The sequence below is a fragment of the Rhodobacter ferrooxidans genome (assembly GCF_000176015.1).
Taxonomy (GTDB): Bacteria; Pseudomonadota; Alphaproteobacteria; order Rhodobacterales; family Rhodobacteraceae; genus Pseudorhodobacter_B; species Pseudorhodobacter_B ferrooxidans.
Genome location: NZ_ACYY01000006.1, coordinates 37,824 through 63,320, shown reverse-complemented (window position 1 = coordinate 63,320; position 25,497 = coordinate 37,824). Strand labels below are relative to the sequence as shown.

The 25,497-nt window shown below is 66.1% G+C and carries 20 protein-coding genes; 8 read left to right on the top strand and 12 right to left on the bottom strand.

Annotation, left to right across the window (positions count from 1 at the left end; genetic code table 11):
* Positions 1-28: 28 nt before the first annotated feature.
* Both RSW2DRAFT_RS06120 and RSW2DRAFT_RS06115 read right to left on the bottom strand, forming a co-directional pair.
* The gene (locus RSW2DRAFT_RS06120; RefSeq protein WP_008029091.1) at positions 29-463 is read right to left on the bottom strand and encodes a CBS domain-containing protein; all 435 of its coding nucleotides are present in this window, start codon (positions 461-463) and stop codon (positions 29-31) included.
* A gap of 54 nt (positions 464-517) precedes the next feature.
* On the bottom strand, positions 518-1,408 hold the full coding sequence (locus RSW2DRAFT_RS06115; protein ID WP_008029089.1) for a LysR family transcriptional regulator: 891 nt from the start codon (positions 1,406-1,408) through the stop codon (positions 518-520).
* A 98-nt stretch (positions 1,409-1,506) separates the two neighbouring features.
* Here RSW2DRAFT_RS06115 and RSW2DRAFT_RS06110 point away from each other — a divergent pair, with 98 nt between their 5' ends.
* The 3 genes from RSW2DRAFT_RS06110 to RSW2DRAFT_RS06100 all read left to right on the top strand — a co-directional run bounded on the left by RSW2DRAFT_RS06110 (position 1,507) and on the right by RSW2DRAFT_RS06100 (position 4,093).
* A complete protein-coding gene (locus tag RSW2DRAFT_RS06110; RefSeq protein WP_008029087.1) occupies positions 1,507-3,006 on the top strand; it encodes a CoA-acylating methylmalonate-semialdehyde dehydrogenase in 1,500 nt (499 codons plus the stop codon).
* A gap of 75 nt (positions 3,007-3,081) precedes the next feature.
* Positions 3,082-3,771 (top strand): Crp/Fnr family transcriptional regulator, encoded by a 690-nt coding sequence (locus tag RSW2DRAFT_RS06105; RefSeq protein ID WP_008029086.1) that lies wholly within the window; start codon positions 3,082-3,084, stop codon positions 3,769-3,771.
* Positions 3,772-3,889: 118 nt separating this feature from the next.
* Positions 3,890-4,093 (top strand): YgaP family membrane protein, encoded by a 204-nt coding sequence (locus RSW2DRAFT_RS06100; protein ID WP_008029085.1) that lies wholly within the window; start codon positions 3,890-3,892, stop codon positions 4,091-4,093.
* A 123-nt stretch (positions 4,094-4,216) separates the two neighbouring features.
* Here RSW2DRAFT_RS06100 and uvrA read toward each other — a convergent pair whose 3' ends face one another.
* Entirely contained in the window at positions 4,217-7,078 is a 2,862-nt protein-coding gene (gene uvrA, locus RSW2DRAFT_RS06095; RefSeq protein WP_008029083.1) for an excinuclease ABC subunit UvrA, read from the bottom strand.
* 218 nt (positions 7,079-7,296) lie between these two features.
* Between uvrA and RSW2DRAFT_RS06090 the strand changes: the two genes are divergently transcribed.
* Positions 7,297-7,665 (top strand): rhodanese-like domain-containing protein, encoded by a 369-nt coding sequence (locus RSW2DRAFT_RS06090; RefSeq protein ID WP_008029081.1) that lies wholly within the window; start codon positions 7,297-7,299, stop codon positions 7,663-7,665.
* Here the strand turns inward: RSW2DRAFT_RS06090 and RSW2DRAFT_RS06085 are convergent.
* The 5 genes from RSW2DRAFT_RS06085 to RSW2DRAFT_RS06065 all read right to left on the bottom strand — a co-directional run bounded on the left by RSW2DRAFT_RS06085 (position 7,662) and on the right by RSW2DRAFT_RS06065 (position 15,282).
* Entirely contained in the window at positions 7,662-8,834 is a 1,173-nt protein-coding gene (locus RSW2DRAFT_RS06085; protein ID WP_008029079.1) for an MFS transporter, read from the bottom strand. The genes RSW2DRAFT_RS06090 and RSW2DRAFT_RS06085 overlap by 4 nt on opposite strands.
* Before the next feature lie 89 nt (positions 8,835-8,923).
* The gene (lpdA, locus tag RSW2DRAFT_RS06080) at positions 8,924-10,318 is read right to left on the bottom strand and encodes a dihydrolipoyl dehydrogenase (protein ID WP_008029077.1); all 1,395 of its coding nucleotides are present in this window, start codon (positions 10,316-10,318) and stop codon (positions 8,924-8,926) included.
* 72 nt (positions 10,319-10,390) lie between these two features.
* Positions 10,391-10,960, bottom strand: a complete 570-nt coding sequence (locus RSW2DRAFT_RS06075; protein WP_008029076.1) for a DUF924 family protein — start codon at positions 10,958-10,960, stop codon at positions 10,391-10,393.
* Positions 10,961-11,026: 66 nt separating this feature from the next.
* Complete coding sequence (queA, locus tag RSW2DRAFT_RS06070; protein ID WP_008029075.1) at positions 11,027-12,064, bottom strand: tRNA preQ1(34) S-adenosylmethionine ribosyltransferase-isomerase QueA; 1,038 nt, start codon at positions 12,062-12,064, stop codon at positions 11,027-11,029.
* Positions 12,061-15,282: a YhdP family protein gene (locus tag RSW2DRAFT_RS06065; RefSeq protein WP_040671702.1), complete on the bottom strand. Its 3,222-nt coding sequence runs from the start codon at positions 15,280-15,282 to the stop codon at positions 12,061-12,063. Before RSW2DRAFT_RS06065 ends, queA begins: the two co-directional genes overlap by 4 nt.
* Before the next feature lie 195 nt (positions 15,283-15,477).
* Here RSW2DRAFT_RS06065 and RSW2DRAFT_RS06060 point away from each other — a divergent pair, with 195 nt between their 5' ends.
* From RSW2DRAFT_RS06060 to RSW2DRAFT_RS06050, 3 genes are all read left to right on the top strand, one after another.
* Positions 15,478-15,951, top strand: coding sequence for a peroxiredoxin (locus RSW2DRAFT_RS06060; protein WP_008029073.1), 474 nt, complete (start codon positions 15,478-15,480; stop codon positions 15,949-15,951).
* A gap of 376 nt (positions 15,952-16,327) precedes the next feature.
* Positions 16,328-17,668: a M23 family metallopeptidase gene (locus RSW2DRAFT_RS06055; protein ID WP_008029072.1), complete on the top strand. Its 1,341-nt coding sequence runs from the start codon at positions 16,328-16,330 to the stop codon at positions 17,666-17,668.
* Positions 17,658-18,200 (top strand): bactofilin family protein, encoded by a 543-nt coding sequence (locus tag RSW2DRAFT_RS06050; protein WP_008029071.1) that lies wholly within the window; start codon positions 17,658-17,660, stop codon positions 18,198-18,200. Before RSW2DRAFT_RS06055 ends, RSW2DRAFT_RS06050 begins: the two co-directional genes overlap by 11 nt.
* A 52-nt stretch (positions 18,201-18,252) precedes the next feature.
* Here RSW2DRAFT_RS06050 and RSW2DRAFT_RS06045 read toward each other — a convergent pair whose 3' ends face one another.
* The 4 genes from RSW2DRAFT_RS06045 to RSW2DRAFT_RS06030 form a co-directional block, all read right to left on the bottom strand.
* Complete coding sequence (locus RSW2DRAFT_RS06045; protein WP_008029070.1) at positions 18,253-19,404, bottom strand: anaerobic sulfatase maturase; 1,152 nt, start codon at positions 19,402-19,404, stop codon at positions 18,253-18,255.
* Between the two features lie 2 nt (positions 19,405-19,406).
* The gene (gene prfB / locus RSW2DRAFT_RS06040; RefSeq protein ID WP_008029069.1) at positions 19,407-20,534 is read right to left on the bottom strand and encodes a peptide chain release factor 2; all 1,128 of its coding nucleotides are present in this window, start codon (positions 20,532-20,534) and stop codon (positions 19,407-19,409) included.
* 141 nt (positions 20,535-20,675) lie between these two features.
* The gene (locus RSW2DRAFT_RS06035) at positions 20,676-23,222 is read right to left on the bottom strand and encodes a penicillin-binding protein 1A (RefSeq protein WP_008029068.1); all 2,547 of its coding nucleotides are present in this window, start codon (positions 23,220-23,222) and stop codon (positions 20,676-20,678) included.
* 87 nt (positions 23,223-23,309) lie between these two features.
* Positions 23,310-24,515, bottom strand: a complete 1,206-nt coding sequence (locus tag RSW2DRAFT_RS06030; protein ID WP_008029066.1) for an N-acetylmuramoyl-L-alanine amidase — start codon at positions 24,513-24,515, stop codon at positions 23,310-23,312.
* A 196-nt stretch (positions 24,516-24,711) separates the two neighbouring features.
* Between RSW2DRAFT_RS06030 and RSW2DRAFT_RS06025 the strand changes: the two genes are divergently transcribed.
* A complete protein-coding gene (locus tag RSW2DRAFT_RS06025) occupies positions 24,712-25,452 on the top strand; it encodes a DsbA family protein (RefSeq protein ID WP_008029064.1) in 741 nt (246 codons plus the stop codon).
* Positions 25,453-25,497 lie beyond the last annotated feature (45 nt).

Sequence of the window (25,497 nt, the reverse complement as noted above, 5' to 3'; positions counted from 1 at the left end):
AGGGTGAAAGTGCCGCGGCGCAGCATTATCAGAACCCCTTGATCATGCCTTCCAGCGCATCGACCTCCATTGACAGTTCCGCCAGCCGCGCCTTGACCAGATCGCCGATCGAGATCAGCCCGACCATCCGCCCGCCCTCCAGCACCGGCATGTGGCGAAACCGGCCGCGGGTCATCTGCTCCAGCACGTCGTTGGCACGATCTTGCAGACCGCAACCCACCACCCGCGTGGTCATCAGGCTTTCCACCGGCATCCGCAGCACGCCCGGCCCGCGCCGCGCCAGTTCGCGCACGACGTCGCGTTCCGACACGATGCCCGCCACCGCCACCCCGTCGGATGAGACCACCAGCGCGCCGATCCGCTTGTCGGCCAAAAGCCCCACCACCTGCGCCATGGTCGTGCCGGGTGGCACGGTGGCCACCTGATCGTCGTGTTTCGAGGTCAGGATCTGTTTAACCAGCATCGGCAGCACCTCCCGCGTCTGATCAATGAAGGGTCTGCCATATATGTTTTTCTGTCAAGCCAAGGCTTCCAGCCGCACCACCTCGCGCCGCAGCCCTTGCGCCAGCAGATCGGCAAAGCGGTTCAGCCGTTCGACCCTGCCATCATCGGCATGGCGGATCAGCCAGAAGGCACGGGTCAGGCTGATCTGGTCGGGGATCAGCCGCACCAGTTCGGGGGCGGCTGGCAGCGCGAAGTCATGCACCACCCCCACCCCCGCGCCGTGGCGCAGCCAGTTCAGTTGCACCGACACCGAGTTCGAGGCCAGCGGCACATGCGCCACGCCGATCTCGGCCAGATAATCCAGTTCCTTGTCGAAGATCATGTCGGGGATATAGCCGATCATCCGCCGCCCGCGCAGATCGGCGGGGCTGTCAATCGCGCCATGGGCCTCAAGATAGCCGCGCGAGGCCGCCAGATGCAGGTGGTAATCGGTCAGCTTCTGCACCGTCAGGCGGCCTGCCTCGGGGCGGCTGACCGCAATTGCCAGATCGGCCTCGCGTTTCGACAGGTTGAAGACGCGGGGCAGCGCCACGATCTGCACCTCCAGCCCCGGATTGCCATCGCAGATCGCCGCCAGCACCTGCGGCAGCAGGTAGTTGGCGCAACCATCCGGCGCGCCGATCCTGATCTGCCCGGTCAGGCTGCCCGGCACGCCGCGCAGTTCCTCGGCCGCCCCCGCCATCGCCGCCTCGGCGCGCTCGGCATGCACCAGCAAGCGCTGCCCGGCTTCCGTCAGCGCATAGCCCTGCGGGCTTTTCACGAACAGCCGCGCCGCCAGCCCCTGCTCCAGCCGCGCAATCCGCCGCCCCAGCGTCGCCGGGTCCAACTTCAGCGCCTTGCCCGCGCCGGACAGGCTTTCCGCCCGCGCCACCGCCAGGAACAGCCGCAAGTCATCCCAATCCATCCCGATACCTGCGTTTTTGCAAAACCTTTTTGAAATCTTGCGCCTTTGTCGGGCATTATTGCAAGACTATAGTGCTGCCAACGCATTGGGAGAACGCCATGCAGGAACTCAGCCACTGGATCAACGGCAAGCACGTCAAGGGCAGCTCGGGCCGCTTTGCCGATGTCTTCAACCCGGCGACGGGCGAGGTGCAGGCGCGGGTGCCGCTGGCCTCCAAGGCCGAGCTTGACGCCGCGGTGGCCGATGCCGCCCGCGCCCAAGTGAAATGGGGCGCCACCAACCCGCAGCGCCGCGCCCGGGTGATGATGGCCTTCGTGCAACTCTTGAACCGCGACATGGACAAGCTGGCCGAGGCGCTTTCCCGCGAGCATGGCAAGACCATCCCCGACGCCAAGGGCGATATCCAGCGCGGGCTGGAAGTGATCGAATACTGCATCGGCGCGCCGCAGCTGCTGAAGGGCGAGTTCACCGACAGCGCCGGCCCCGGCATCGACATGTATTCCATGCGCCAACCGCTTGGCGTTGCTGCCGGAATTACCCCCTTCAACTTCCCCGCCATGATCCCGTTGTGGAAAATGGGCCCCGCACTGGCCTGCGGCAATGCCTTCATCCTGAAACCCTCGGAACGCGATCCCTCGGTGCCCTTGATGCTGGCCGAACTGATGCAGGAAGCCGGCCTTCCCGACGGCGTGCTGCAAGTGGTCAACGGCGACAAGGAAGCGGTCGATGCCATCCTCGACAACCCGACCATCGCCGCCATCGGCTTTGTCGGCTCGACCCCGATCGCCGAGTACATCTATGGCCGCGGCTGTTCCAACGGCAAGCGGGTGCAGTGCTTTGGCGGCGCCAAGAACCACATGATCATCATGCCCGACGCCGACCTTGACCTTGCCGCCGACGCGCTGGTGGGCGCGGGCTATGGTGCTGCGGGCGAACGCTGCATGGCCATCTCGGTCGCGGTGCCGGTGGGCGAGGAAACCGCCAACGCCCTGATCGCCAAGCTGATCCCCCGCATCGAAAAGCTGAAAGTCGGCCCCTACACCGCCGGAAACGACATCGACTATGGCCCGGTGGTGACGGCTGCCGCCAAGGCCAACATCCTGCGGCTGGTGGAAACCGGCATCGCCCAGGGTGCCGAACTGGTGGTGGACGGTCGCAACTTCGCCCTGCAAGGCTATGAAAATGGCTACTTTATCGGCCCGCACCTCTTTGACCACGTCACCACCGACATGGATATCTACCGCAAGGAAATCTTCGGCCCGGTGCTGTCCTGCGTCCGCGCCAAAACCTACGAGGAAGCCATCGGCTATGCCATGGACCACGAATACGGCAACGGCACCGCCATCTTCACCCGCGACGGCGACACCGCCCGCGATTTCGCCCATCGCATCAATGTCGGCATGATCGGCATCAACGTGCCGATCCCGGTGCCGCTGGCCTATCACACCTTTGGCGGTTGGAAGAAATCCGGCTTTGGCGACCTGAACCAGCACGGGCCCGACAGCTTCCGCTTTTACACCCGCACCAAAACCATCACCTCGCGCTGGCCCTCCGGCATCAAGGAAGGCGCCAGCCTGAACTTCAAACCGATGGAGTGAACGCCTGCGGCAGGGTGCCCCGCCCTGCCGCCGCTTTGCCGCTTCTACCCGGGCGGTTTCGCGCTATGATGCCGCATGACCCATACCCCCGACCCCAAAAGCCCGCAGAACGGCTGGACCGCCCGCGCCGGGCTGACCGGCCTGCCGCGCGAATTGCGCGCAGGCCTTGACGCCCTGCCGGTGATGCACCTGCCCAAGGGCAAGACGCTGTTCCGCCCCGGCGATGCCGCCACCGGCTTTTCGGTGGTGCTGTCGGGCCGGATCGAGGTGTTCCTGACCGGTCCCACCGGCAGGGAAATCCTGCTCTACGGTGTCGAGCCCGGCGAAAGCTGCGTGCAGACCACGCTGGGTCTGATGGGCGGCGAGGACTACACCGGCGAGGCGATCACCGCCAGCGACTGCGATCTGGTGATGATCCCGCGCAGCCTGTTCCTGAACCTGATGGACCGTGCAGCACCGTTCCGCAGCTTCGTGTTCCGCGCCTTTGCCGCCCGGATGCAGGGCATGATGCAACTCTTGGAACGGGTCGCCTTCCAGCGGGTCGAAAGCCGTCTGGCGGCGGTGCTGCTGGAATTGGCGCAGAACGACGAGGTGCATGCCACCCAGGCCGACCTTGCCGCCCGCATCGGCACCGCGCGCGAGGTGATCTCGCGCCGCCTTGACAGTTTCGCCCGCCGCGGCTGGGTCGAAACCGACCGTGGCCGGGTGCGGCTGACCAATCCCGCCGCCCTGCGCCGCCTGGCCGAGACCGACGCCGCCGATTGATCGCGCCTTGCGTGACCCTGTCACAGACACCGCCACACAATCGGCCTATGCTCTTCCCATGCACCCGCCTGCGGATGGCCCTGCGCCACCCGGGGCCTCACCAGAAGGAAGACCCCAAATGTTCAAAACCAATGTCGGCGGCATCGACCGCGTCCTGCGCATCGTGGTGGGCATCGCCCTGCTGGCCGCCTATTTCTTCACCACCGGCGGCGCCTGGCACTGGCTTCTGCTGATCGGCGTCGTGCCGCTGGCCACCGGCCTGATGTCCACCTGCCCGGCCTATTCGCTGCTGGGCATGTCCACCTGCCCGATGAAGAAATAACGCCAACCCCTTCATCTGTTTGAAAATATCCCCGCCGGAGGCACCAACCTCACGGCAGGGATACCCCTCGAAAGCACAGCACCAACCCGCCCCGCGGGGGCTCGATGCCCCCAAGGGGCGGCGCTACTCTGCCGCGTGCCGCCGCGGCTTCAGCATGTCCTTCAGATAGCGCCCGGTGTGGCTGCGCTCGGATTTCGCCACCTCTTCCGGCGTGCCCACCACCAATATCTCACCACCGCCATCGCCACCCTCGGGGCCGATGTCGATCACCCAGTCGGCGGTCTTCACCACATCCAGATTGTGCTCGATCACCACCACCGTGTTGCCCTGCTCGACCAGTTCATGCAGCACTTCCAACAGCTTGCGCACATCCTCGAAATGCAGCCCGGTGGTCGGCTCGTCCAGAATATACAGCGTCCGCCCGGTGGCGCGGCGCGACAATTCCTTCGACAGCTTCACCCGCTGCGCCTCGCCGCCCGACAGCGTGGTGGCCTGCTGCCCGACCTTGATGTAGCCCAGGCCCACCTGCACCAGCGCATCCATCTTCTCGCGGATCGACGGCACCGCCTGGAAAAACCCCTGCGCATCCTCGACCGTCATGTCCAGAACGTCGGCTATGCTCTTGCCCTTGAACTTGATTTCCAAGGTCTCGCGGTTGTAGCGGTGGCCCTTGCAGGTCTCGCAGGTCACATAGACATCGGGCAGGAAGTTCATCTCGATCTTCAACACGCCGTCGCCCTGACAGGCCTCGCAACGCCCGCCCTTGACGTTGAAACTGAAGCGCCCGGGCAGATAGCCGCGCGCCTTGGCCTCGGGCAGACCGGCAAACCAGTCGCGAATCGGGGTGAAAGCGCCGGTATAGGTGGCGGGGTTCGAGCGTGGAGTCCGCCCGATGGCGCGCTGATCAATGTCGATCACCTTGTCCAGATGCTCGAAGCCCTTGATGGTCTCGCAGGGCGCAGGCGTCTCGCGCGCCCCGTTCAGCCGCACCGCCGCGGTCTTGAACAGCGTCTCGATGGTCAGCGTGGATTTGCCCCCGCCCGACACCCCGGTGACGCAGACAAACATCCCCAGCGGGAAATCCACCGTCACGTTCCTCAGGTTATTCCCGCAAGCCCCGACAACCGTTGCCTTTTTCCCGCTGCCCTTGCGTCGCACCTTCGGCACCGGGATCGACCGGGTGCCGCTCAGATACTGCCCGGTCAGGCTGGCCGGATCGGCGGCCACCTCAGCCGGCGTGCCGTGGCTGACCACCCGCCCGCCATGCACCCCGGCGCCGGGACCGAAGTCGAACACATAATCGGCGGTGCGAATTGCATCCTCGTCATGCTCCACCACCAGCACGGTATTGCCGGCATCGCGCAGGTTTTTCAGCGTGGTCAGCAGCCGGTCATTGTCGCGCTGATGCAGCCCGATCGACGGCTCGTCCAGCACATAGAGCACCCCGGTCAGCCCCGAGCCGATCTGGCTGGCCAGCCGGATCCGCTGCGATTCCCCGCCCGACAACGTGCCCGCACTGCGCGAAAGGGTCAGATAATTCAGCCCGACATTCACCAGAAACCCAAGGCGTTCGCGGATTTCCTTCAGGATCGCCCGGGCAATCTCGTTGTTCTGCGCCGACAGCGCCTCGGGCACCTTGCCGATCCAGTCGAAAGCCTCGTGGATCGACATCTGCACCACCTGGCCCACATGCATGCCCGCAATCTTCACCGCCAAAGCCTCGGGTTTCAGCCGGAAGCCGCCACAGGCGCCGCAAGGCCGGTTGTTCTGGAACCGCTCGAAATCCTCGCGCACCCAGGCAGAATCGGTCTCGCGGTAGCGGCGTTCCATGTTGGGAATCACCCCTTCGAACACCCGGGAAACCTGATAAATCCGCCCGCCCTCGTCATAGCGAAAGCCGATCTCGGTCTCGCCCGAGCCGCGCAGGAACACCTGCTGCACATCGGGCGGCAAATCCTTCCACTTCAGCTTCTTGTCGAACCCATAGTGTTTGGCAATCGCATCAATGGTTTGCAGGAAATACGGGCTTTTCGACTTGGCCCAGGGCGCCAGCGCCCCCTGCGTCAGCGTCAGGCTTTGGTCCGGCACCACCAGCCGCTCGTCAAAGAACAACTCGACCCCCAGCCCGTCGCAGACCGGGCAGGCCCCCAGCGGCGCGTTGAAGGAAAACAGCCGCGGCTCGATCTCGGGGATGGTGAAGCCCGACACCGGGCAGGCGAATTTTTCCGAAAACGTGGTGCGAACCGGTTCTTCGCCCTCGGCCACCGCGGTTTCCAGCACGGCGATGCCATCGGCCAGGTTCAGTGCGGTGCGAAAGCTGTCGGCCAGCCGGGTCTGGATGCCGTCGCGCACCACGATCCGGTCCACCACCACGTCGATGGAATGGCGCAGCTTCTTGTCCAGCTCCGGCGGCTCGTCCAGTTCAAAGAACGCGCCGTTGACCTTGACCCGCTGGAAGCCCTGCTTCCTAAGCTCCAGAAATTCCTTGCGATATTCGCCCTTGCGATCGCGGATCATCGGCGCCAGCAGGTAGGCGCGGGTGCCCTCGGGCATCGCCATCACCGCGTCCACCATGTCCTGCACCTGCTGGGCGGTGATCGGCAGGCCGGTGGTCGGGCTGTAGGGCGTGCCCGCGCGCGCAAACAGCAGCCGCAGGTAATCGTAGATCTCGGTCACCGTGCCAACGGTCGAACGCGGGTTCTTCGACGTGGTTTTCTGCTCGATCGAGATCGCCGGCGACAGGCCCGAGATGTGGTCGACATCCGGCTTGCCCATCATGTCCAGAAACTGCCGCGCATAGGCCGACAGGCTTTCGACATAGCGCCGCTGACCCTCGGCATAGACCGTATCGAAGGCCAGCGACGACTTGCCAGAACCGGAAAGCCCGGTGATCACCACCAGTTGGTCGCGTGGAATATCAAGGTCGATGCCCTTGAGATTGTGCTCGCGCGCGCCGCGCACTTCGATGAACTTCTGCTCGGCCATGCCACCACCCCGTTCGGACCCCGGATACATAGGCGAAGCGCCGGGAGTCTCCAATGCGTAAACGTGAACAATGAATGAACTTAGGTTGCAAAAAGGTAGAAATCCACCGATTTCTTCGCGCCCCGGCGTCTGCGGCGGTTGCATCCTCAATAAATTCAAGTATATGAATGTGAAATCGCCATTCCGGCCCCAGACGCCGCATCAAAGGACGCTGCCCCATGTTTTCCTTCCTGAAATCCTCCGGTCCCAAGGTCCAGCCCATTGCCCCGGCCGATGCCGTGGCGCGTGTTGCCAAGGGCGAGGTGACGCTGATCGACGTGCGCGAGGTGGCCGAGGTGCGCGCCACCGGCAAGGCCAAGGGGGCGCTGCACATTCCGCTGTCGCTGATCAAGCTGAAGGCCGACCCCAAGGCCCCCGATTGCCCCAAGGGCCTGTCGGTGGACAAGCCGGTGGTGCTGTATTGCCTGTCGGGCGCGCGCAGCCAGGCGGCGGGGCAGGCGATGCTGGCCCTGGGTTACGGCGAGGTCTACAATCTGGGCGGCTTTTCGGCCTGGCAGACGGGCGGCGGCAAGGTGGTTCCGGCCTAAGCCCGCCGTGCGGCATTGATCAGGTGCAGGGCGATGCCCAGGGCTGAAAACAGCAGCACGAATCCGGCCAAGCCACTGATGCCATGGGCCAGAATCAGCGCCGACAGCATCGGCGTGCCGCTGGTGGTGCCCAGATTGCCCAGTTGCGCCACCGCCCCCGCCGCCCTTGCCCGGTCGGCCCCCGAGGCGTTCAGTTGCGGGATCGAGGCGAAGGACGCGCCCTGCACCAGCCCCAAGGCCGCGGCCAGCGTCAGGCTGGCCGTCAGCATCAGCGGCGGGTTCTGCCAGCCCAGCCACAGCGCCGCCGCTGCCGCCAAAGCCACGGCATACCCCAGCATCACCGCCGAAACCGCCGTCATCCGCCGCAGCAGCCAGACCCCCAGCGTCAGCGATACCGCGATGCTGACTAAAGGCATCGCCGCCGCCAGCAACACCTGATGCGGCGCGCCCGCGAACACCGGCAGCAGGGTCAGCAGCGCCACATAGGTTATAGTGTAGCAAAAGAACCCCAATGCCGGGGCCGCCAGCCGTGGCGAGGCATAAATCACCCCGTGCTGGCGGATAATCTCCTTCAGCGACAACGGCTTGGCTTCCTGCGGCACATCCCGCGGCAGCATCAGCCAAAGCAGCGCCGCGAACAGCGCCATATAGGCGGCATGGGCGGCAAACAGCGCCCCCGGCCCGAAAGCCTCTGCCAAAGGCCGCCCGGCCCAGGCCATCAACGCGAAAGTCACGCCGAAAAAGCTTGACCACAGCGTCATCGCCAGCCCCTGCCGCGCCAGCGGTGCGATCTGCGCGATCAGCACCGGTGCCGCCACCACAATCGCCAGATGCGAGGCGCCCTCAGCCAGCCGCAACGCCAGCATCAGCGGCAGCGGCAACATCGGCGCCTGCACCAAGGACAGCACCGCCCCGAAGCCCAGCGCCGCCACCAGCACCCGCCGATAGCCCGCCCGCTGCACCAGCAGCCCCGCCGTGGTGCCAAACACCAACCCGACAAAGCCCACCATCGACACCAGCAACCCCAGCGAGGTCGCCGCCGCCGCCGGATACTGCCGCGCCATCAGGTCATAGATCACCACGACCTTGCCGAACTGCGCCGCAGCCCCCAGCCCGGCGCCCCACAGCGCCAGCACCAGCCAGAATCCCGATTTCGGCGCATCACCCATGCCGCAGGGCTAACCCGATGCCGCCCACCGTGCCAGACCAAAATCCTTCCCAAGGATTTTGCAAGAGTTTTGCTTGAAACTCTTGGCTCTCAGAAATGCAGCGCCCGCCCGTAGGCGTCCAGCACCGATTCGTGCATCATCTCCGACAGCGTGGGATGCGGGAACACCGTGTTCATCAGGTCTTCCTCGGTGGTCTCCAACGCCCGGCCCACCACGAATCCCTGAACAAGTTCCGTGACTTCCGCGCCAATCAGATGCGCCCCCAGCAACTCGCCGGTGGCGGCATCAAACACGGTTTTCACCATGCCCTCCACCTCGCCCAAGGCAATCGCCTTGCCGTTGCCGATATAGGGGAAGCGCCCGACCTTCACCTTGAACCCGGCCTCGATCGCCTTCGCCTCGGTCATCCCCACCGAGGCCACCTGCGGGAAGCAATAGGTGCAACCGGCAATCGACCCGGGTTTGATCGGATGCGGATGGCCGCCCGCGATCAACTCTGCCACCATCACGCCCTCATGGCTGGCCTTGTGCGCCAGCCACGGCCCGCCCGCGATATCGCCGATGGCGTAAAGCCCTTCCACCCCGGTGCGGCAGAACTCATCCGTCACCACATGGGTGCCGTCGATCTTCACCCCCAGCGCCTCCAGCCCCAGGCCCTCGACATTGCCGACGATGCCGACAGCCGAAATCACCGTGTCAAACTCCGCCGTCGTGGTCGCCCCGCCGGTTTCCAGATGTGCCACCACCCGGCCGGGCGCGCGGTCCAGCTTCTTCACCGTGGTCTTTTCCAGAATCGTCATGCCCTGCTTCACAAACGCCTTGCGCGCCAGCGCCGAGATTTCCGCATCCTCCACCGGCAGCACCCGGTCCAGCACCTCGACCACCGTGGTATTGGCACCCAGCGTGTTGAAAAAGCTGGCGAATTCGATGCCGATGGCGCCCGAGCCGATCACCAGCAGGCGCTTCGGCATCCGGCTGGCGACCAGCGCGTGCTTGTAGGACCACACGAGGTCACCATCCGCCTCCAGCCCCGGCAGTTCGCGGGCCCGCGCCCCGGTGGCCAGCACGATGGATTTTGCGGTCAGCGACTCCTCGCCCTTGTCGGTGGTCACACTGACCACGCCCTTGCCGGCCAGTTTGGCAGCCCCCATCACCACGGTGATCTTGTTCTTCTTCATCAGATGGCCGATGCCCGAGGACAGTTGCTTTGCCACCCCGCGCGAGCGTGCCACCACCGCCGCCAGATCAAACCCGATGCCGCTGGCCGACAGCCCGAATTCCTTGGCCCGGTGCATCAGGTGGAACACTTCGGCGCTGCGCAGCAGGGCCTTGGTCGGGATGCAGCCCCAGTTCAGGCAGATGCCGCCTAGATGCTCGCGCTCGACAATCGCCACCGAAAGCCCCAACTGCGCCGCCCGGATCGCCGCCACATAGCCGCCAGGACCGGCACCGATCACGATCACATCAAAGTTTCTGGTCGCCATCGCACCCTCCGGGAAAAACCAGTTTAGCTTTAAACCATTTCCAGAACCCCGGCAATCCGAGGCGGAAATGCCTTAGCCGCCCAGGCTGCGCACCACCGCGCCATAGCCGCCTTCGGCCAGAAACACCGCCTCGTCGGGCGTGGTTTCCCGGCCCAAGGCGTCGTTCCGGCTGGGAAAACGGCCAAAGCGGGCAATGATCGCCTGATGCGCGCGGGCGTGCAGCGCCATTTCCGGGTCTGATGCCAGCCGTTCGGTCATCAATTGCACCGCCAGCGCCTGATCCTCGGCATTTTCCGAATGTTCGAATGGCATGTAGAAGAACTGCCGCTCGGGTTCCGGGGCGTTCATGTCCCAGCCCGCCGCCAGTGCCGCCCGCGCCGCAGCAAGGGCCAAGGGATCGGAGGCAAAGGCCTCCGCCGTGCCGCGGAACATGTTGCGCGGCATCTGGTCGGTCAGCACGATATAGGCCAGCGTCGCCACTGTGCCCTCGACCCAATGTTCCAGCCCACCGCCCAGCGCCGCCTGCCAGGCCTCGGCAAACCGCTGCCGCACCTCGGCATCAAGCTCGTCGCCGCCGGCATACCAGCCCGCGGGGCCAACCTCGCCCAGCCAGAAATCCAGCACTTCCACAGGATCGGCCATGTGTTCCCCCAGCGGCAAACGCCCCCGTCAGCCTGACAGGTCTTGCCCCGCGCCGCAACGCGGGCGTCAGGGGATCAGCAGCGAGGCGTCGCCGTAGCTGAAGAACCGATACCGCTGCACCACCGCATGTTGGTAAATCCGGGTAATCCGCCCCTGCCCCATCAAGGCCGACACCAGCATCAGCAGCGTCGATTTCGGCAGGTGAAAGTTGGTCATCAGCGCATCGGCCACCCGAAAGCGGTAACCGGGATAGATGAAAATGTCGGTGGTCCCAGCCCACGCCCGCACCAGCCCATCCGCCGCCGCCGCCGATTCGATCAGCCGCAGCGCCGTGGTGCCGACCGGGATCACCCGCCCCCCCGCCGCATGGGTGGCGTTGATCTGCGCCGCCGCCACAGTCGTCACCTCGCCCCATTCGGCGTGCATCCTGTGGGTGGTCACGTCTTCGACCTTCACCGGCAAAAACGTGCCCGCCCCGACATGCAGCGTGACTTCGGTGAAATCGACCCCCTTGGCCGCCAGCGCCGCCAGCAGGGCCGCATCGAAATGCAAGGACGCCGTCGGGGCGGCCACGGCGCCGGAGTGGCGGGCGAAAACGGTCTGGTAATCCACCCGGTCCTGCGCATCCGGGGCGCGTTTGGCGGCGATATAGGGCGGCAGCGGCATCGCCCCGGCCTCGGCCAAAGCGGCATCAAACGCCGCCCCTTCCAGATCGAACACCAGCCGCAGGTCGGTTTCCGATTTCCCGGCCACCGTGGCGCTGAAATGGTCGGAGAACCGCACCACCTCGCCCAGCGCCAGCTTGCGCAGCGGCTTGGCCAGCGCCCGCCAGCCGCCGTCGGCCGCAGGCTCCAGCAGCGTCACCTCGACCCGCGCCACCGCATTGCCGCGCGCCCTTGTGCCGGTCAGCCGCGCCGGAATCACCCGGGTGTTGTTCAGCACCAGCCGGTCACCGGGCCGGAAAATGTCCACCAGATCAGACACCTGCCGGTCGCTGATCGCATCGCCCTCGGCCAGCAGCAGCCGGGCGGCGGTGCGCGGCCTGGCGGGGCGTGTGGCAATCAACGCCTCGGGCAGGTCGAAATCGAAATCCGAAAGCTTCACGGCTGATCCCCGATCTTGGGCGGCGCGGCGCGGAACAGCTCGCGGAACATCCCCGGCGTCAGGATCGACAGCGGGTTGACCGACACCTTCGGCACATCCGAGGTGCCGCGCAGCCGGTAGGAAAACCCGAACAGCCCCTCGCCGCGCCGGGTAAACACCGCACCAAGGCCATTCAGCAGATACAGCGGCGAGATCACCCCCTGCATGTCCAGCCGCTTGCCGGCAAATTCGTAAAGCCCCGCCATCGACACCCCCAGCGACGCCCCGACCGCCGAGCCGCGGGTCAGCTCGATCGCATCCGGCGTCAGGCGAAACCGCGCTTCGGCCTCGTTGAACACGAGGCCCGTGTCGTTCAACTGCTCCAGGATACCCACCACGCTGATCGCGCTCAACAATTCCGCCAGTGCCGGGGCATTGCGCACCCGCAGGTTGGCGGCCTTGGCGGTGCCGTCGTAAATGCCCTCGGGGCCGCGCGGCACCAGTTGCAGGTCCAGCGTGCCGCCACGGGCATTGTCGAAAATCCCGGCGGCTTTCAGAACCGCCCCCGCGTCCCGCGAGGTGATGCGCACCGCACTGCCCGCGTCGGTCGGCACCACCGTGCCACTGACCGGGGCCACGCCGTTCACCGCCGCCCGGAAACTGCCGTTGAAGCCACCACGGGCCGAGAAATCGCCGGTAACGCCGGTCAGGGTGATGCTGTCCGACACCGCCACCCGGTCCAGCGCCACCTGCACCGGGCTGCTGGGGCCGGTGCCCGAACCGCTGCCCAGCGTCATCCGCCGCAGATCAAGATCGCCGCCGGTCAGCGCCACCGTCACCGCCCGTCCCGCCCCCTGCCCGGTCAGAAGCACCCCGGCCTTCAGCCAGCCGCCGACGTCCAGCATGTCGAAATTCGCCTTGTCCAGACGGCCATCGGCGCGCAGGGAAATGGCGCCAGTTGCCTTCAACCCCGGCCCCTCCAGGTCCAGCCGGTCGATCACCACGGGCTCGGTCAGCCGGGCTTGCACCGTCAGCTTGCCGGGGCGGGCCGCCGGTTTGCTCCAGCCCACCTCGGGCAGTTTCAGCACCAGCCCCCGCAGGTCCGAGGTCAGCGTCAGCCTTGTCGCCTCGCCCCGCCGCAGGTCCAGCGCCACCTCGCCCATGCCGGCACCGCCCACCATGCCCTCGGGCAGACCCGGAGTGAACGCCTTCACCGTGCGCGGCGACAACTCCACCCAGCCGGTCACGGTCGAACGCCCCTCGGCTTCCGCGCCAAAGCCCTGCGCATAGCTGACCTCGAACGGCACCTGCGCCAGCGTGCCCTTGCCCGCGATCTGCAAGCCCGAACGGTCGGCGGTCAGCGACAGGTCCGGCGCGCGCAGCACCCGCCCCGGCACCAGCACGTCGGACGAGACATCGCGCAGACGCCCCTGCACCAGATAGCTGACATCGTCGATGCGGATCTTGTCGGTCAGTTGCATCCGCAACACCGTGTCCAGTTGCGCCCGGCCCTGCCCCAGCTGCACCGGCCGCCCGGCCTTGGACATGAAGCTGAACGGCGGCGAGTCCAGCAGCGACAGCGCCGCAGTCAGACTGCTGTCGGTGATCAGCCGGATCTCGGCCTGCGGCGGCTTTTGCAGGATGTCCAGCACCGACAGCACCGAGCCCGCCATGGCGATGGCCCCGCCTTCGGGTGGCGTCACCTGACCGCTGTCCAGCACCATGGTATAGCTGTTGCCCTCGATGGTGGCATAGCCATAGCCGTTGCGGATTGGCGGCATGGTCTTCAGGAATTTCACGTCGCCATCGGCAAATTCATAGCCCAGCGACAGCCGCGGCGGCAGGCCTGGCGCAATCCGCAGCGCCGCCTTCACGTCGAACAGCAGCCCCTGTTGCAGGTTTTCCGCCAGCCAGGCCCGGGTGACCGGCACCACCGACACCGGCCACAGCGCCAGCAACCGGTCATGGCGGATCGCGTCAAGATGCAGGTCCAGCGCGGTGCTCCAACCCGCGGCGTCGGCGGCAAAATGCCCAGATGCCGTCAGCCGCCGCCCGCCTTCCACCAGTGTCACCTGCCCGAGGTCCAGCCGGAACGGGTCCAGCCGCAGCCGCAGGTCCACAGCCCCCTCGGTGAAGGTCACGGGCTCGACGAACAGCCCTTCGGGATCGACCTTGACCTGCTCCAGCCGCACCTGCGCCAGAAACGCCGGCGCCAGGCCGTCGCCCGGCACAAAAATCTGGCCACTGGCGTTCAGGCGCAACGACGGGCCTTCCACCGTCACGTCGGACAGCGCGATCTTCCGTGTGGCCGGATCATAGCGCAGCGACAGCCCGGCGCGGTCAAAGGCGATCGGGCGGGCGGCGGCATCGGGCAACAGCGCCCCCGCCGCCAGCGTCAGCGTGCCCTCCAGTGCCGACACCCCGCCGCCTGCGTCGATGCTGGTGGCCAGTTGCCCCGAGATCGGCGCATCCAGCACCCCAAGCCAGGCCAGCGGCGGGGCTTGCGCCGCAATATCGCGGGCGGGCACGCCCTGCACCCGGGCCCGGATGCGCGCTTCGGACGAGGCTTTTTGCGACACGAAATTCAGCACCGCCTGCGCCGGGGCCTGCCCCTCGCTGACCAGCGTCAGCCCCAGTTCCATCGCCAGTTCGGCCGCGCGGTTCTCCAGCGTCAGCCGCCCGTCACCGACCTGCCAGACCCGTCCGGCGCGGGCATCGTGCAGCGTCAGGGTCAGCGCCTCGGCGTCGATCCGTTCCAGATGCGACAGGGCGGGCAGCGCAAAGCCTGCATCCACCGCGTCCAGCAGCGCGGCAAAGCTGTCAAGCTGCGGCCCCACAACGCCCGCCCCCAGATCGAGGTCGAACCGGCCCTGCGCATCGCGGCGGATGGTGATCTGCGCCCCCACCAGCGTCAGGCTCTGCGCCCGCAGATCGCCTTGCAGCAGCGCCGCAGGGCTGACCGCCAACCGCGCCTCGGGCAGCCGCAGGATCGGCACGCCGTCACGCCGCGCCAGCACCAGATCGCGCAACCGCAACCGCGGCACCCAATCGCGCCCGACGGTGATCTCGATCTCGCCCACCGACACCGCCGTGCCGCCAAGCCCGTCCATCGCCCGGTTCAACCGCGCCTCGGCCTCGGCCACCGCCCAGACCGGCAGCGCAATCGGCCGCCCGGTCAATGCCATTGCCCCCAACCCCAGCCCGCCCGCCAGCAGCGCCAGACTCAGCAGAAGCCACAACCCGATCCGGCCCGCCCGCCTCCTGCGCGGCGCAGGGTCCGGCCCCGGCGGGGCACCCTGTGACCTGGTATCGCTGTCCGGCTGGTGCATCCTGTGGTCGCAGACCCCGATTGTTGGCGGTTTCTTCGGGATTGCCTTTATCTTCGGCCGAAGGCAACTAAAACCGAAGCATCGCCCTGTAAGCAAGGATCAGCCATGACAGCCCTTTCGGCCAACGACACCGCCCCCGATTTCACCCTGCCGCGCAACGGTGGTGGCCAGCTTACGCTTTCCGCCCTGCGCCCGCAGCCGGTGGTGCTGTATTTCTACCCGCGCAACGACACCCCGGGCTGCACCACCGAAGCCGTGGAATTCACCGCCCGCACCGCCGATTTCCTGCTGGCCGGTGCCACCATCGTCGGCGTGTCGAAAGACACCGTGGCCTCGCATGACAAGTTCGTGAAAAAGCACGCCCTGGGCATCGCGCTGGTGTCGGACGAGGCCGGGCAGACCTGCGAGGATTACGGCACCTGGGTCGAGAAAAGCATGTATGGCAAGACCTCGATGGGGATCGAGCGGTCCACTTTCCTGATCGGCGGCGACGGCAAGATCGTGCAAGTCTGGCGCAAGGTCAGCGTCAAGGGCCATGTCGATGAGGTGCTGGCCGCCGTGAAGGCAATGACCGCCTGACGCCGCACCGATCTGGCAGCGCCGTGCCGGGATCAACCGCTTGTTGAAACCACGGCGCCCAACCCCATTGATAGAGTCTTGCCCGGTCGCAGCCGGTTTTTGCTGCGGCCGGGGCCGGGGATTCTGTCGGTCTTGCGGCGGCCACCACCGAGCCTGACCCCGGAATATGTCAAAGACGTGCACGCTCCGGGCATTTTATCGGCAGATTCTTGCCGATCCGATGCCGATTCAGGCGGTGTCTGCCGCCCGTCCGTCAAATTTGTTGCGGGCTTGGTAACCCCTCACTAATCATTCCGCACGGCTGGCGCAGGTTATTGCGGCGCCGGTTGACCGCAGCCGCCCCCGGCATGGGTTTTGAACGATTGGAACACGCCACGTGCTGACGCGCCTCGATTACCGCATCAACGCCGCGCTGGAGCGCTATCTTCCCGAACAGCGGCTGTTCCTGAAATCCGACAATGGCACCCATTTCGTGCGGCTTCGCCCGCTGACCCAGGCCATTGCCGGTGCGGTTTTCGCGCTGGCGCTGATGTGGACGGTGTTCGCCACCGCCATCCTGTTCATGGATTCAATCAGTGCCGGTTCCGGACGCGAACAGGCCGAACGCCAGCAGGCGCTTTACGAAAAACGCCTGACCGCCTTGTCGAACGACCGCGATCTGCGCGCCGAAGAGGCCGTGCGGGCGCAGGAACGCTTCAACCTGGCGCTGGCCGAGGTGTCGAAGATGCAGGCGCGGCTGCTGGCCTCGGAAGACGGCCGCAAGGAGCTGGAAACCGGGGTTGACGTGATCCAGTCCACGCTGCGCCGCACCATCAAGGAACGCGACGAGGCCCGCGCCGAGGCCGAGCGGGTGACGCTGGCCATGGCGCAGACCGGCGGTTCCCATACCGAAGCCGGCCGGGTGCGCGACACCCTCGCCACATTGCAGATTCTGACCGGTGCCTTGGGGGCCACAGCCGAGCAGCGCGACGCCATGGCGGTAGAGACCGCCGTCGCCCACGAGGAAGCCGCACAGATCGCCCAGCAGAAACAAGAGCTTGAACTGCGCAACGACGCCATTTTCGCCCGGCTGGAAGAGGCGGTCACCGTGTCGATGGAGCCGCTGGACAAGATGTTCCGCGCCGCCGGCATGTCGCCCGACACCCTGTTGGACGAGGTGCGCCGCGGCTATTCCGGCCAGGGCGGGCCGCTGATGCCCTTCACCGCCTCCAGCATGGGCGGCGGCGTTCTCAGCCCCGACGAGGTGCGCGCCAACGCCATTCTGGGCGGTCTGGACCGGATGAACCTTTACAGCCTTGCCGCCGCCAAATCGCCGTTTGCCATGCCGGTGAAGGCGGGCTTCCGCTTTACCTCGCCCTTCGGCTACCGCCGCGACCCCAAGGGGGCGGGCACCCGCATGCACACCGGCGCCGATCTGGCCGGGGCGTACGGCACGCCGATCTTCGCCACCGCCGACGGTGTGGTGATCGAGGCAGGCTGGGGCAACGGTTATGGCCGCATGGTCAAGATCCGCCACGCCTTCGGCATCGAAACGCTTTATGGCCACCTTTCGCAAATCCGCGCCGATGTCGGACAAAGGGTATCGCGTGGCGACCGGATCGGTGATATGGGAAATTCAGGCCGATCTACCGGCACGCATCTTCACTACGAGGTCCGCATCGGGGGCACCCCGGTTAACCCCATGACCTTTATCAAGGCAGCCAAAGATGTTTTCTAAAAGCAGAATCAACGAACCCGGTGCCAAACCCGGCGAGCCTGAACGCCCCCGCGCCCCGGAAGCGCCCGCGCCGCGGCATGCGCCCAGCGACTATGTGCCCTCGGCACCCAAGGTGAAGGCGGCGCCGTCGCTGCTGTCGTCGGATCTGACGATCGTCGGCAACATCAAGACCTCGGGCGATATCCAGGTTGAAGGCACCGTCGAAGGCGATATTCGGGCGCATCTCCTGACCGTGGGCGAAAGCGCCACCATCCGCGGCGAAATCGTGGCCGATGACATCGTGGTCAACGGCCGGGTGATCGGTCGGGTGCGCGGGCTGAAGGTGCGGCTGACCTCGACCGCGCGGGTCGAAGGCGACATCATCCACAAGACCATCGCCATCGAAAGCGGTGCGCATTTCGAAGGCTCGGTGCAGCGGCAGGAAGACCCGCTGGCCGGTGGCAAGACCCCGCTGCCGGGCCAGATGCCGCAAGCCGCCGTGGCCCCGCCGCCGCCGCCGCTTGGCGCGACCAAGGCTGGCGAAGACTTCTGATCGTTCGCCAGATCGCAGGACCATGGGGCACCTTCGGGTGCCCCTTTGCGTTTCAGCGCCGCATGATCTGCGCCGCAGGCTGCCCCTTAGCCACCAGCGCCGCCATCTGCCACAGCTTCGGTCCGGCGTGCTGAAAGAACGCCTTGTAGGCGGCGCAAAGGTAATTCACCCCGCCCGGCCCGATCCGATCCTTCGGGCAACCGCCGTTGCAGGCAAAATGGTGGCTGCACGCCACGCACTGCGGCGGCAGATCGGCCTTGGCCGCGCCGAACGCCCGCTGCCGCTGCGACCACGCCATATCGGCCATCGAAGTTTGCATTATATTGCCCAGCCGATGTTCCGGCGTCACGAAATGATCGCAGGCATACAGATCGCCATTCTGCTCCAGCGCCAGCGCCGGACCGCAGGTTTCGGCAAAGACGCAGAGGCTGGCCGGATGCCCCATCCACAGCCGCAACTGCTCGTCAAAGAACTGCACGAAAACCCGCCCGACATCGTGCTGCACCCACAGGTCGAACACCTCGCACAGAAACTTGCCAAAGGCCGCCGGGCGCAGGCTTTGCGGGCTGGCCTGGCCGTCTGGCCCCGGGTCCACCAGCGGAATAAACTGGAGAAACTCGCCCTGCCCGCGCAGAAAGCGGTAAACCTCCTTGGGTTTCAGCACATTATGCGAATGAACCACGCAAAGCAGGTTGGTATCCACCTTGTGCTGGCGCAGCAGGTCCAGCCCGCGCATCACCGCATCGAAACTGGGCCGCCCGGCGCGGTCGATCCGGTAGCGGTCGTGCAGCGCCTTGGGGCCATCAAGGCTGAGACCGACCAGAAAGCTGTTCCGGGCCAGAAACGCCGCCCAATCGGTATCCAGCAGCGTGCCATTGGTCTGGATGCTGTTGCTGATCCGAAACCCCGGCGGCGCATATTGGCGCTGCAATTCCAGCACCCGCTCAAAGAACGGCAGGCCCAGCAGCGTCGGCTCGCCGCCCTGCCAGGTGAACCCGACCTCGGGCACGCCCAAGGCCACATGAGCGGCAATGTGGTCACGAATATAGGTTTCCAGCACCGCGTCGTTCATGCGGAACTTGCGTTCCTCCGGGTAAAGCCCGGTTTTCGAAAGATAAAAGCAGTAAGAGCAGTCCAGATTGCAGCGCGGCCCCGAGGGCTTGACCATCACATGAAACGGCACCCGGTTGGCTGCCTCTGGCATCCTCAGGCGTCGCCCTGCGCCTCGGCCCGGCTTTTGCCGGCCACATCCATCGCCAGCGTCGCCGCCATGAAGCGGTCCAGATCGCCGTCCAGCACGCCCTGGGTATCCGAGGTTTCCACCCCGGTGCGCAGATCCTTCACCATCTGATAGGGCTGCAACACGTAAGACCGGATCTGGTTGCCCCAGCCGGCGTCGCCCTTGGCCTCGTGCTGGGCGTTGACGGCGGCGTTGCGCTTGTCCAGCTCCAACTGATACAGCCGCGCCCGCAGCGCCACCATGCACGCCTCGCGGTTCTGGTGCTGCGATTTCATCGAACTTGTCACCACGATATTGGTCGGCAAGTGGGTGATCCGCACCGCCGAGTCGGTGGTGTTGACGTGCTGCCCCCCGGCCCCCGACGAGCGGTAGGTGTCGATGCGGATGTCGCCCGCCGGAATGTCGATCTCGATGTTGTCATCGACCACCGGATAGACCCAGACCGACGAAAACGAGGTATGCCGCCGCGCCGCCGAATCGTAGGGCGAGATGCGCACCAGGCGATGCACGCCGGATTCGGATTTCAGCCAGCCATAGGCGTTGGGGCCGGAAATCTTGTAGGCCGCCGATTTGATCCCCGCCTCTTCGCCGTCGCTCATCGACTGCAATTCGACCTTGTAGCCCTTCTTTTCCGCCCAGCGCACATACATCCGCGCCAACATGCTGGCCCAGTCACAGGACTCGGTGCCGCCAGCGCCGGCGTTGACCTCCAGGAAGGTGTCGTTGCCATCGGCCTCGCCATCGAGCAGCGCCTCCAACTCCTTGCCGCGCGCCAGTTCCACCAGATCGCGCAAGGCCTGCTCGGCCTCGCTGACGATCTCGGCGTCGCCCTCGGCCTCGCCCATCTCGATCAACTCGACATTGTCGCGCAACCCGGTTTCGATCAGCTTGTGGGTCGAGATCGCGTCCAACAGCGCCTGCCGCTCGCGCATCAGCTTTTGCGCCCGCGCGGGGTCGGACCACAGATCGCCGTCCTCGATCATCGCGTTCATTTCTTCCAGCCGGTGCGGTGCGGTTTCCACGTCCATCCGCTGCCCCAGCAGGGCCAAGGAGCGGCCAATGGCATCCACGTCTTTTTGGGTTTCAGAGCGCATGATCGGTCGGGCTTTCAGGCAAGTGGTTCAGGCCGGGGTGATAGCGCGGCGCGGCGGCGCGGGCAAGGCGGCTCATCCTTCCCTGACGGTCAGTCTTCGCAGATCAGCGAGAACCGACCGCAAGGAAGCGCCGAGCGGCGGTCAATACAGCCCGCCCGAACTCAGCGTGCCGAAATCGGCCTTGTCGGGGATCACCTTGGTCTCGCCCGTCGCCGTCGTCACCGTCGAGCCGCCCTCGTCGCTGCCGGTCTCGCCATAGGCGAACAGCGGCAGGTTCGACCCCATGCCGAAGCCGCCATCGACCATGAAACCGAAGGTCGGGTCTTCGCCATCGCGGAAATACTCGGCCACCACATTTTCGCCGCTGGCACCATCACCCAGCCGCCCGCCCGAGAACCGGTCGATGTTGATGAAATGCCCGCCCGGCGGCACCCGGAACTTGCCGCCGCCGTATTTCTTCACCGCCACCTTCATGAAGCTTTGAAACACCGGCCCGCAAAAGCCGCCCCCCGAGGCGCCCGGCATGCTGCGCGGCTGGTCATAGCCGATGTAGCAACCCGCCACGATGTTCGAGGTATAGCCGATGAACCACACGTCCTTGGCATCGTTGGTGGTGCCGGTCTTGCCCGCCACCGGCACCGGCAGGTTGATACCGCGCCCGGTGCCGCGTTGCACCACGCCCTGCAGCATCGAGGTCAGCTGATAGGCAGTGATCGCGTCCATCACCCGCTCGCGGTTCGACACGATCACCGGCGCCACCCCCGGGTCCAGGCTGGCCAACTGGCAATCGGCGCACAGCCGCTGGTCGTGGCGGTAGATGGTCTTGCCGTAACGGTCCTGCACCCGATCGACCAGCGTCGGCTCCACCCGCTCGCCGCCATTGGCGAACATCGCATAGGCCGCCACCATCTTGAACAGCGTGGTTTCCTGCGCCCCCAGCGCGTTGGCCAGAAACGGGTTCATCGGAGAATAGACGCCAAAGCGTTCGGCATAGCCCGCCACGGTTTCCATGCCGATTTCCTGGGCAATCCGCACCGTCATCAGGTTGCGCGACTGCTCGATGCCGGTGCGCAAGGGCGCCGGGCCGTAGAACCGGTTCGAGGCGTTCTTCGGCCGCCACAAGCCCTGCGGCGTGTCCACTTCAATCGGCGCGTCGATCACGATGGTGGCGGGGGTGAAACCGGAATCCAAAGCCGCCGCATAGACGAAGGGCTTGAAGCTGGAGCCGGGCTGCCGTGTGGCCTGCGTGGTGCGGTTGAACACCGAATCCTGATAGCTGAATCCGCCCTGCATCGCCAGCACCCGGCCGGTGAACACGTCCATCGCCATGAAGGCGCCCTGCACCTCGGGAACCTGGCGCAGCGACCAGCGCTTGAAGCTGTCGTCGTCGTTGGTCACCGCCCGCACCAGCACCACATCGCCCACCGAGACCAGATCGGCCGGCACCCGCGCCTTGCGCCCCAGCGTGCCGTCGGCCTGCCGCTTGCGCGCCCAGGTCACGTCTTCCGCCGGGATGAAATGGCCGTCCTCGTCTTCCTCGACGCCTTCGATGCCGATCCGGGCCGAGGTCTCCCCCAGCTCCAGCACCACCGCCGGATGCCAGCCCGCCACGTCGCGCGGCACCACCAGATCGGCCAGCGCCGCCCGCCAGTCGGCCTCGGACCCCAGCTTGTCGGCGGCAATCACCTGCCCGGTGCCGCGCCAAACCCCGCGGTCGCGGTCGAACTTTTCCAGCCCGGTGCGCAGCGCCTTGGCGGCGGCGGCCTGCAAGTCCGGGTCCACCGTGGCGCGGATGGTCAGACCGCCGCCAAAGAATTCCTTCTCGCCAAAAGTGCCGGAAAGCTGGCGGCGGATCTCGTCGGTGAAATAGTCGCGCGGCGGCAGCGCCTCGCGGAACGCCGGGAAATCGCCGTTCTGCACCGAACGCAGCGGCATTTCCTTTTCGCTGTTGTAGGTTGCCTCGTCGATATAGCCGTTCTGCCACATCTCGCGCAGCACATAGTTGCGCCGCTCGGTCACCCGGGCCTTGGCGCGCACCGGATGGTATTGTCCCGGCGCCTGCGGCATCGCCGCCAGCATTGCCGCCTCGTGCGGGGCCAACTCTCCCAGGGTCTTGTTGAAATAGGTCTGCGCCGCCGCCGCCACCCCATACGAGTTCTGCCCGAGGAAGATCTCGTTCATGTAAAGCTCCAGGATCTTGTCCTTGGACAAGGCCCCTTCGATCCGGGTCGCCAGGATCAGTTCCTTGATCTTGCGTTCGCCAGTGCGGTCGCCCGACAACAGGAAGTTCTTCATCACCTGCTGGGTGATGGTCGAGGCCCCCCGCACGTTCTGCCCGCCCGACAGCACCGCATCGCGCGCCGCCGCCAACATGCCGCCCACGTCATAACCGCGATGGGTGTAGAAATGCTTGTCCTCGGCCGAGATGAAGGCGTCCTTCACCAGATCGGGAATATCCTCGATCGGCACGAACAGCCGCCGCTCCTGGGCAAATTCGTCGATCATCCGGCCTTCGCCGTTGTAGATGCGGCTGATGGTCGGCGGGGTATATTGTGCCAGGCTTTCGTGGCTGGGCAGGTCGCGCGAATACATCCAGAAGATCGCGCCAATGGTCAGCGCGCCAAAGAACAACCCCAGCGTCACCGCGGTGAAAATGGCCCCGAAGAATGACCCGACAAACCTGACCAAAGAAAGCACCCCCTGCTTGCCGCCCCTATATAGACTGCAATCGCGCAACACAAACCCGTCGCGCGGCCAAGGCCGGCAAAACCCCGCCTAATGCCGCAATAACGCCTTCAGCGCCGAATCCTCGGCCGCCCAGGCGCTCAGGCCCTGCCCCACCGCTGCCGCCATCCTGGCCCGCCATTTCGGATCGGTCAGCCGCGCCAGATCGCGACTGGAGGACAGGAACCCCAGTTCCAGCAGCACCGACGGGATATCGGGCGATTTCAGCACCGAAAACCCGGCCTGCTGGCGCGGATGCCGGTGCATCTTCAACTCCGCCCCGGTGATTGCCGCCTGCAAGGCCAACGCCAGCCGTTCGGTGCGCGGTGCTGTTTCGGTGCGCGCCATGTCCATCAACACCGTGGCCACCAGATCGTCCTGCTCGGTCAGATCGACGCCCGCCAGCAGATCGTCGCGGTCGTGCCGTTCGGCCAAGGCCGCGGCAGCAGCGTCCGAGGCCTCGTCCGACAGGGTATAAAGCGTCGCCCCCACCGCCTCGCCCTCGGCCAGCGCATCGGCGTGCAGCGACATGAACACATGCGCGCCCGCCGCCCGCGCCACCGAGATCCGGGTCTCCAGCGGCACGAACACATCTTCCTCGCGGGTCAGCACCACCACGAAATTGCCGCTGCGCAGCAAGGCTTCCTTCAACTCGCGCGCCATGGTCAGCATCAGGTCGGCCTCCGACTGGCCCTCGCGCTCGGCACCGGGGTCGATGCCGCCATGGCCGGGGTCCAGCACCACCACCAGCGGCCCGTCACCGGCCTTGACCACGGGGGGCAGATCGGCGGCCTTGGGCACCGCCCATTCCGCAGGCTCGGGCAGCGCTGCCTTGGCGGCAAAATCCGCCGCCGAGGCAGGCTCCAGCCGCAACGCCAACTTTGCTGCCCCGCCTTCCGTCGCCATCCCGGCCTGCCGCACCAGATAAGGCCCGGTCAGTTCCAGCACCAGCCGCGACCAGCCCGGCCGGAACACCCCGGCCCGCAACCCGGCGATCCGCGCCGATCCTTGCGGCACCTGCCCGATCCCGGCCCAGTCCACCTCGCGGAAATCCAGCACGACGCGCGGCGGCGCATCCAGCAGCCGCACCCGCCACGGCACCGGCTGGCTGAGCGCCAGGTTGACCTCGATGCCCGCGCCTGCGTCCTGCACAGACGACCCCGCCACCACCAGCCGCGACAGCGCCGAAAGCTCCTGCGCCACCGCCGCCTGCGCCCAGACCAGCACCGCCAGCATGACCCCGATAATTGCCCGCATCACCCGCCCTGCATTTCATCTGTTTGCAAATATCCCCGCCGGAGGCCCGAAAGTAAACACAAGCCCCGCCCGCACCATCACAATCAAGGCATCACCGCCCCGCGCGCGGGCTTTCCCGGCTTGGCCTGCCGTCCCCGATCTGCAATGCTGACCCCAAACCCAAACGGCCGCATGGCCAAGCGCACCCGGAGATCACATGAAATTTCTTGCCGCCGCCCTGGCCCTGACGCTGGCCAGCCCCGCAACGGCCCTCGATCTGGCCAGCATGACCGATGCCGAACGCGCCGCCTTCCGCGCCGAAGTGCGCGCCTATCTGCTCGACAATCCCGAAGTGCTCACCGAAGCCATCAGCGTGCTGGAAAAACGCCAGCAGACCGCCGAGGCCGCCAATGACCTGACGCTGGTCGCCACCAACGCCGACGACATCTTCAAGGATGCCAATTCCTGGGTCGGTGGCAACCCCGATGGCAACATCACCATCGTCGAATTCACCGACTATCGCTGCGGCTACTGCCGCAAGGCCTATGACGAGGTCGAGGAACTGGTGAAATCGGATGGCAATATCCGCTTTGTCGTCAAGGAGTTCCCGATTCTGGGCGAACAGTCGGTGCTGTCATCGCGCTTTGCCATTGCGGTGCGGCAGTTGAACGGCGACGACGCCTACAAACGCGCCCATGACGCGCTGATCAGCCTGCGCGGCGATGCCACACCCGAGACCCTGACCCGGCTGGCTGCCGATCTGGGGTTCGATGCGGCCGCGGTGATGGCAAAGATGGACGCGCCCGAGGTCACCGCCGTGATCGACGCCAATCATGGCTTGGGCGACCGGCTGCAAATCTCCGGCACGCCGACCTTCGTGATCGACCAGACGCTGGTACGGGGCTATGTGCCATTGGAAGGCATGCGCAGCATCGTCGAAGACCAACGCAAAGGCTGACCGCTCATCCCTTCCTGACGGTCGGTCTTCGCAGCGAGAAGCGAC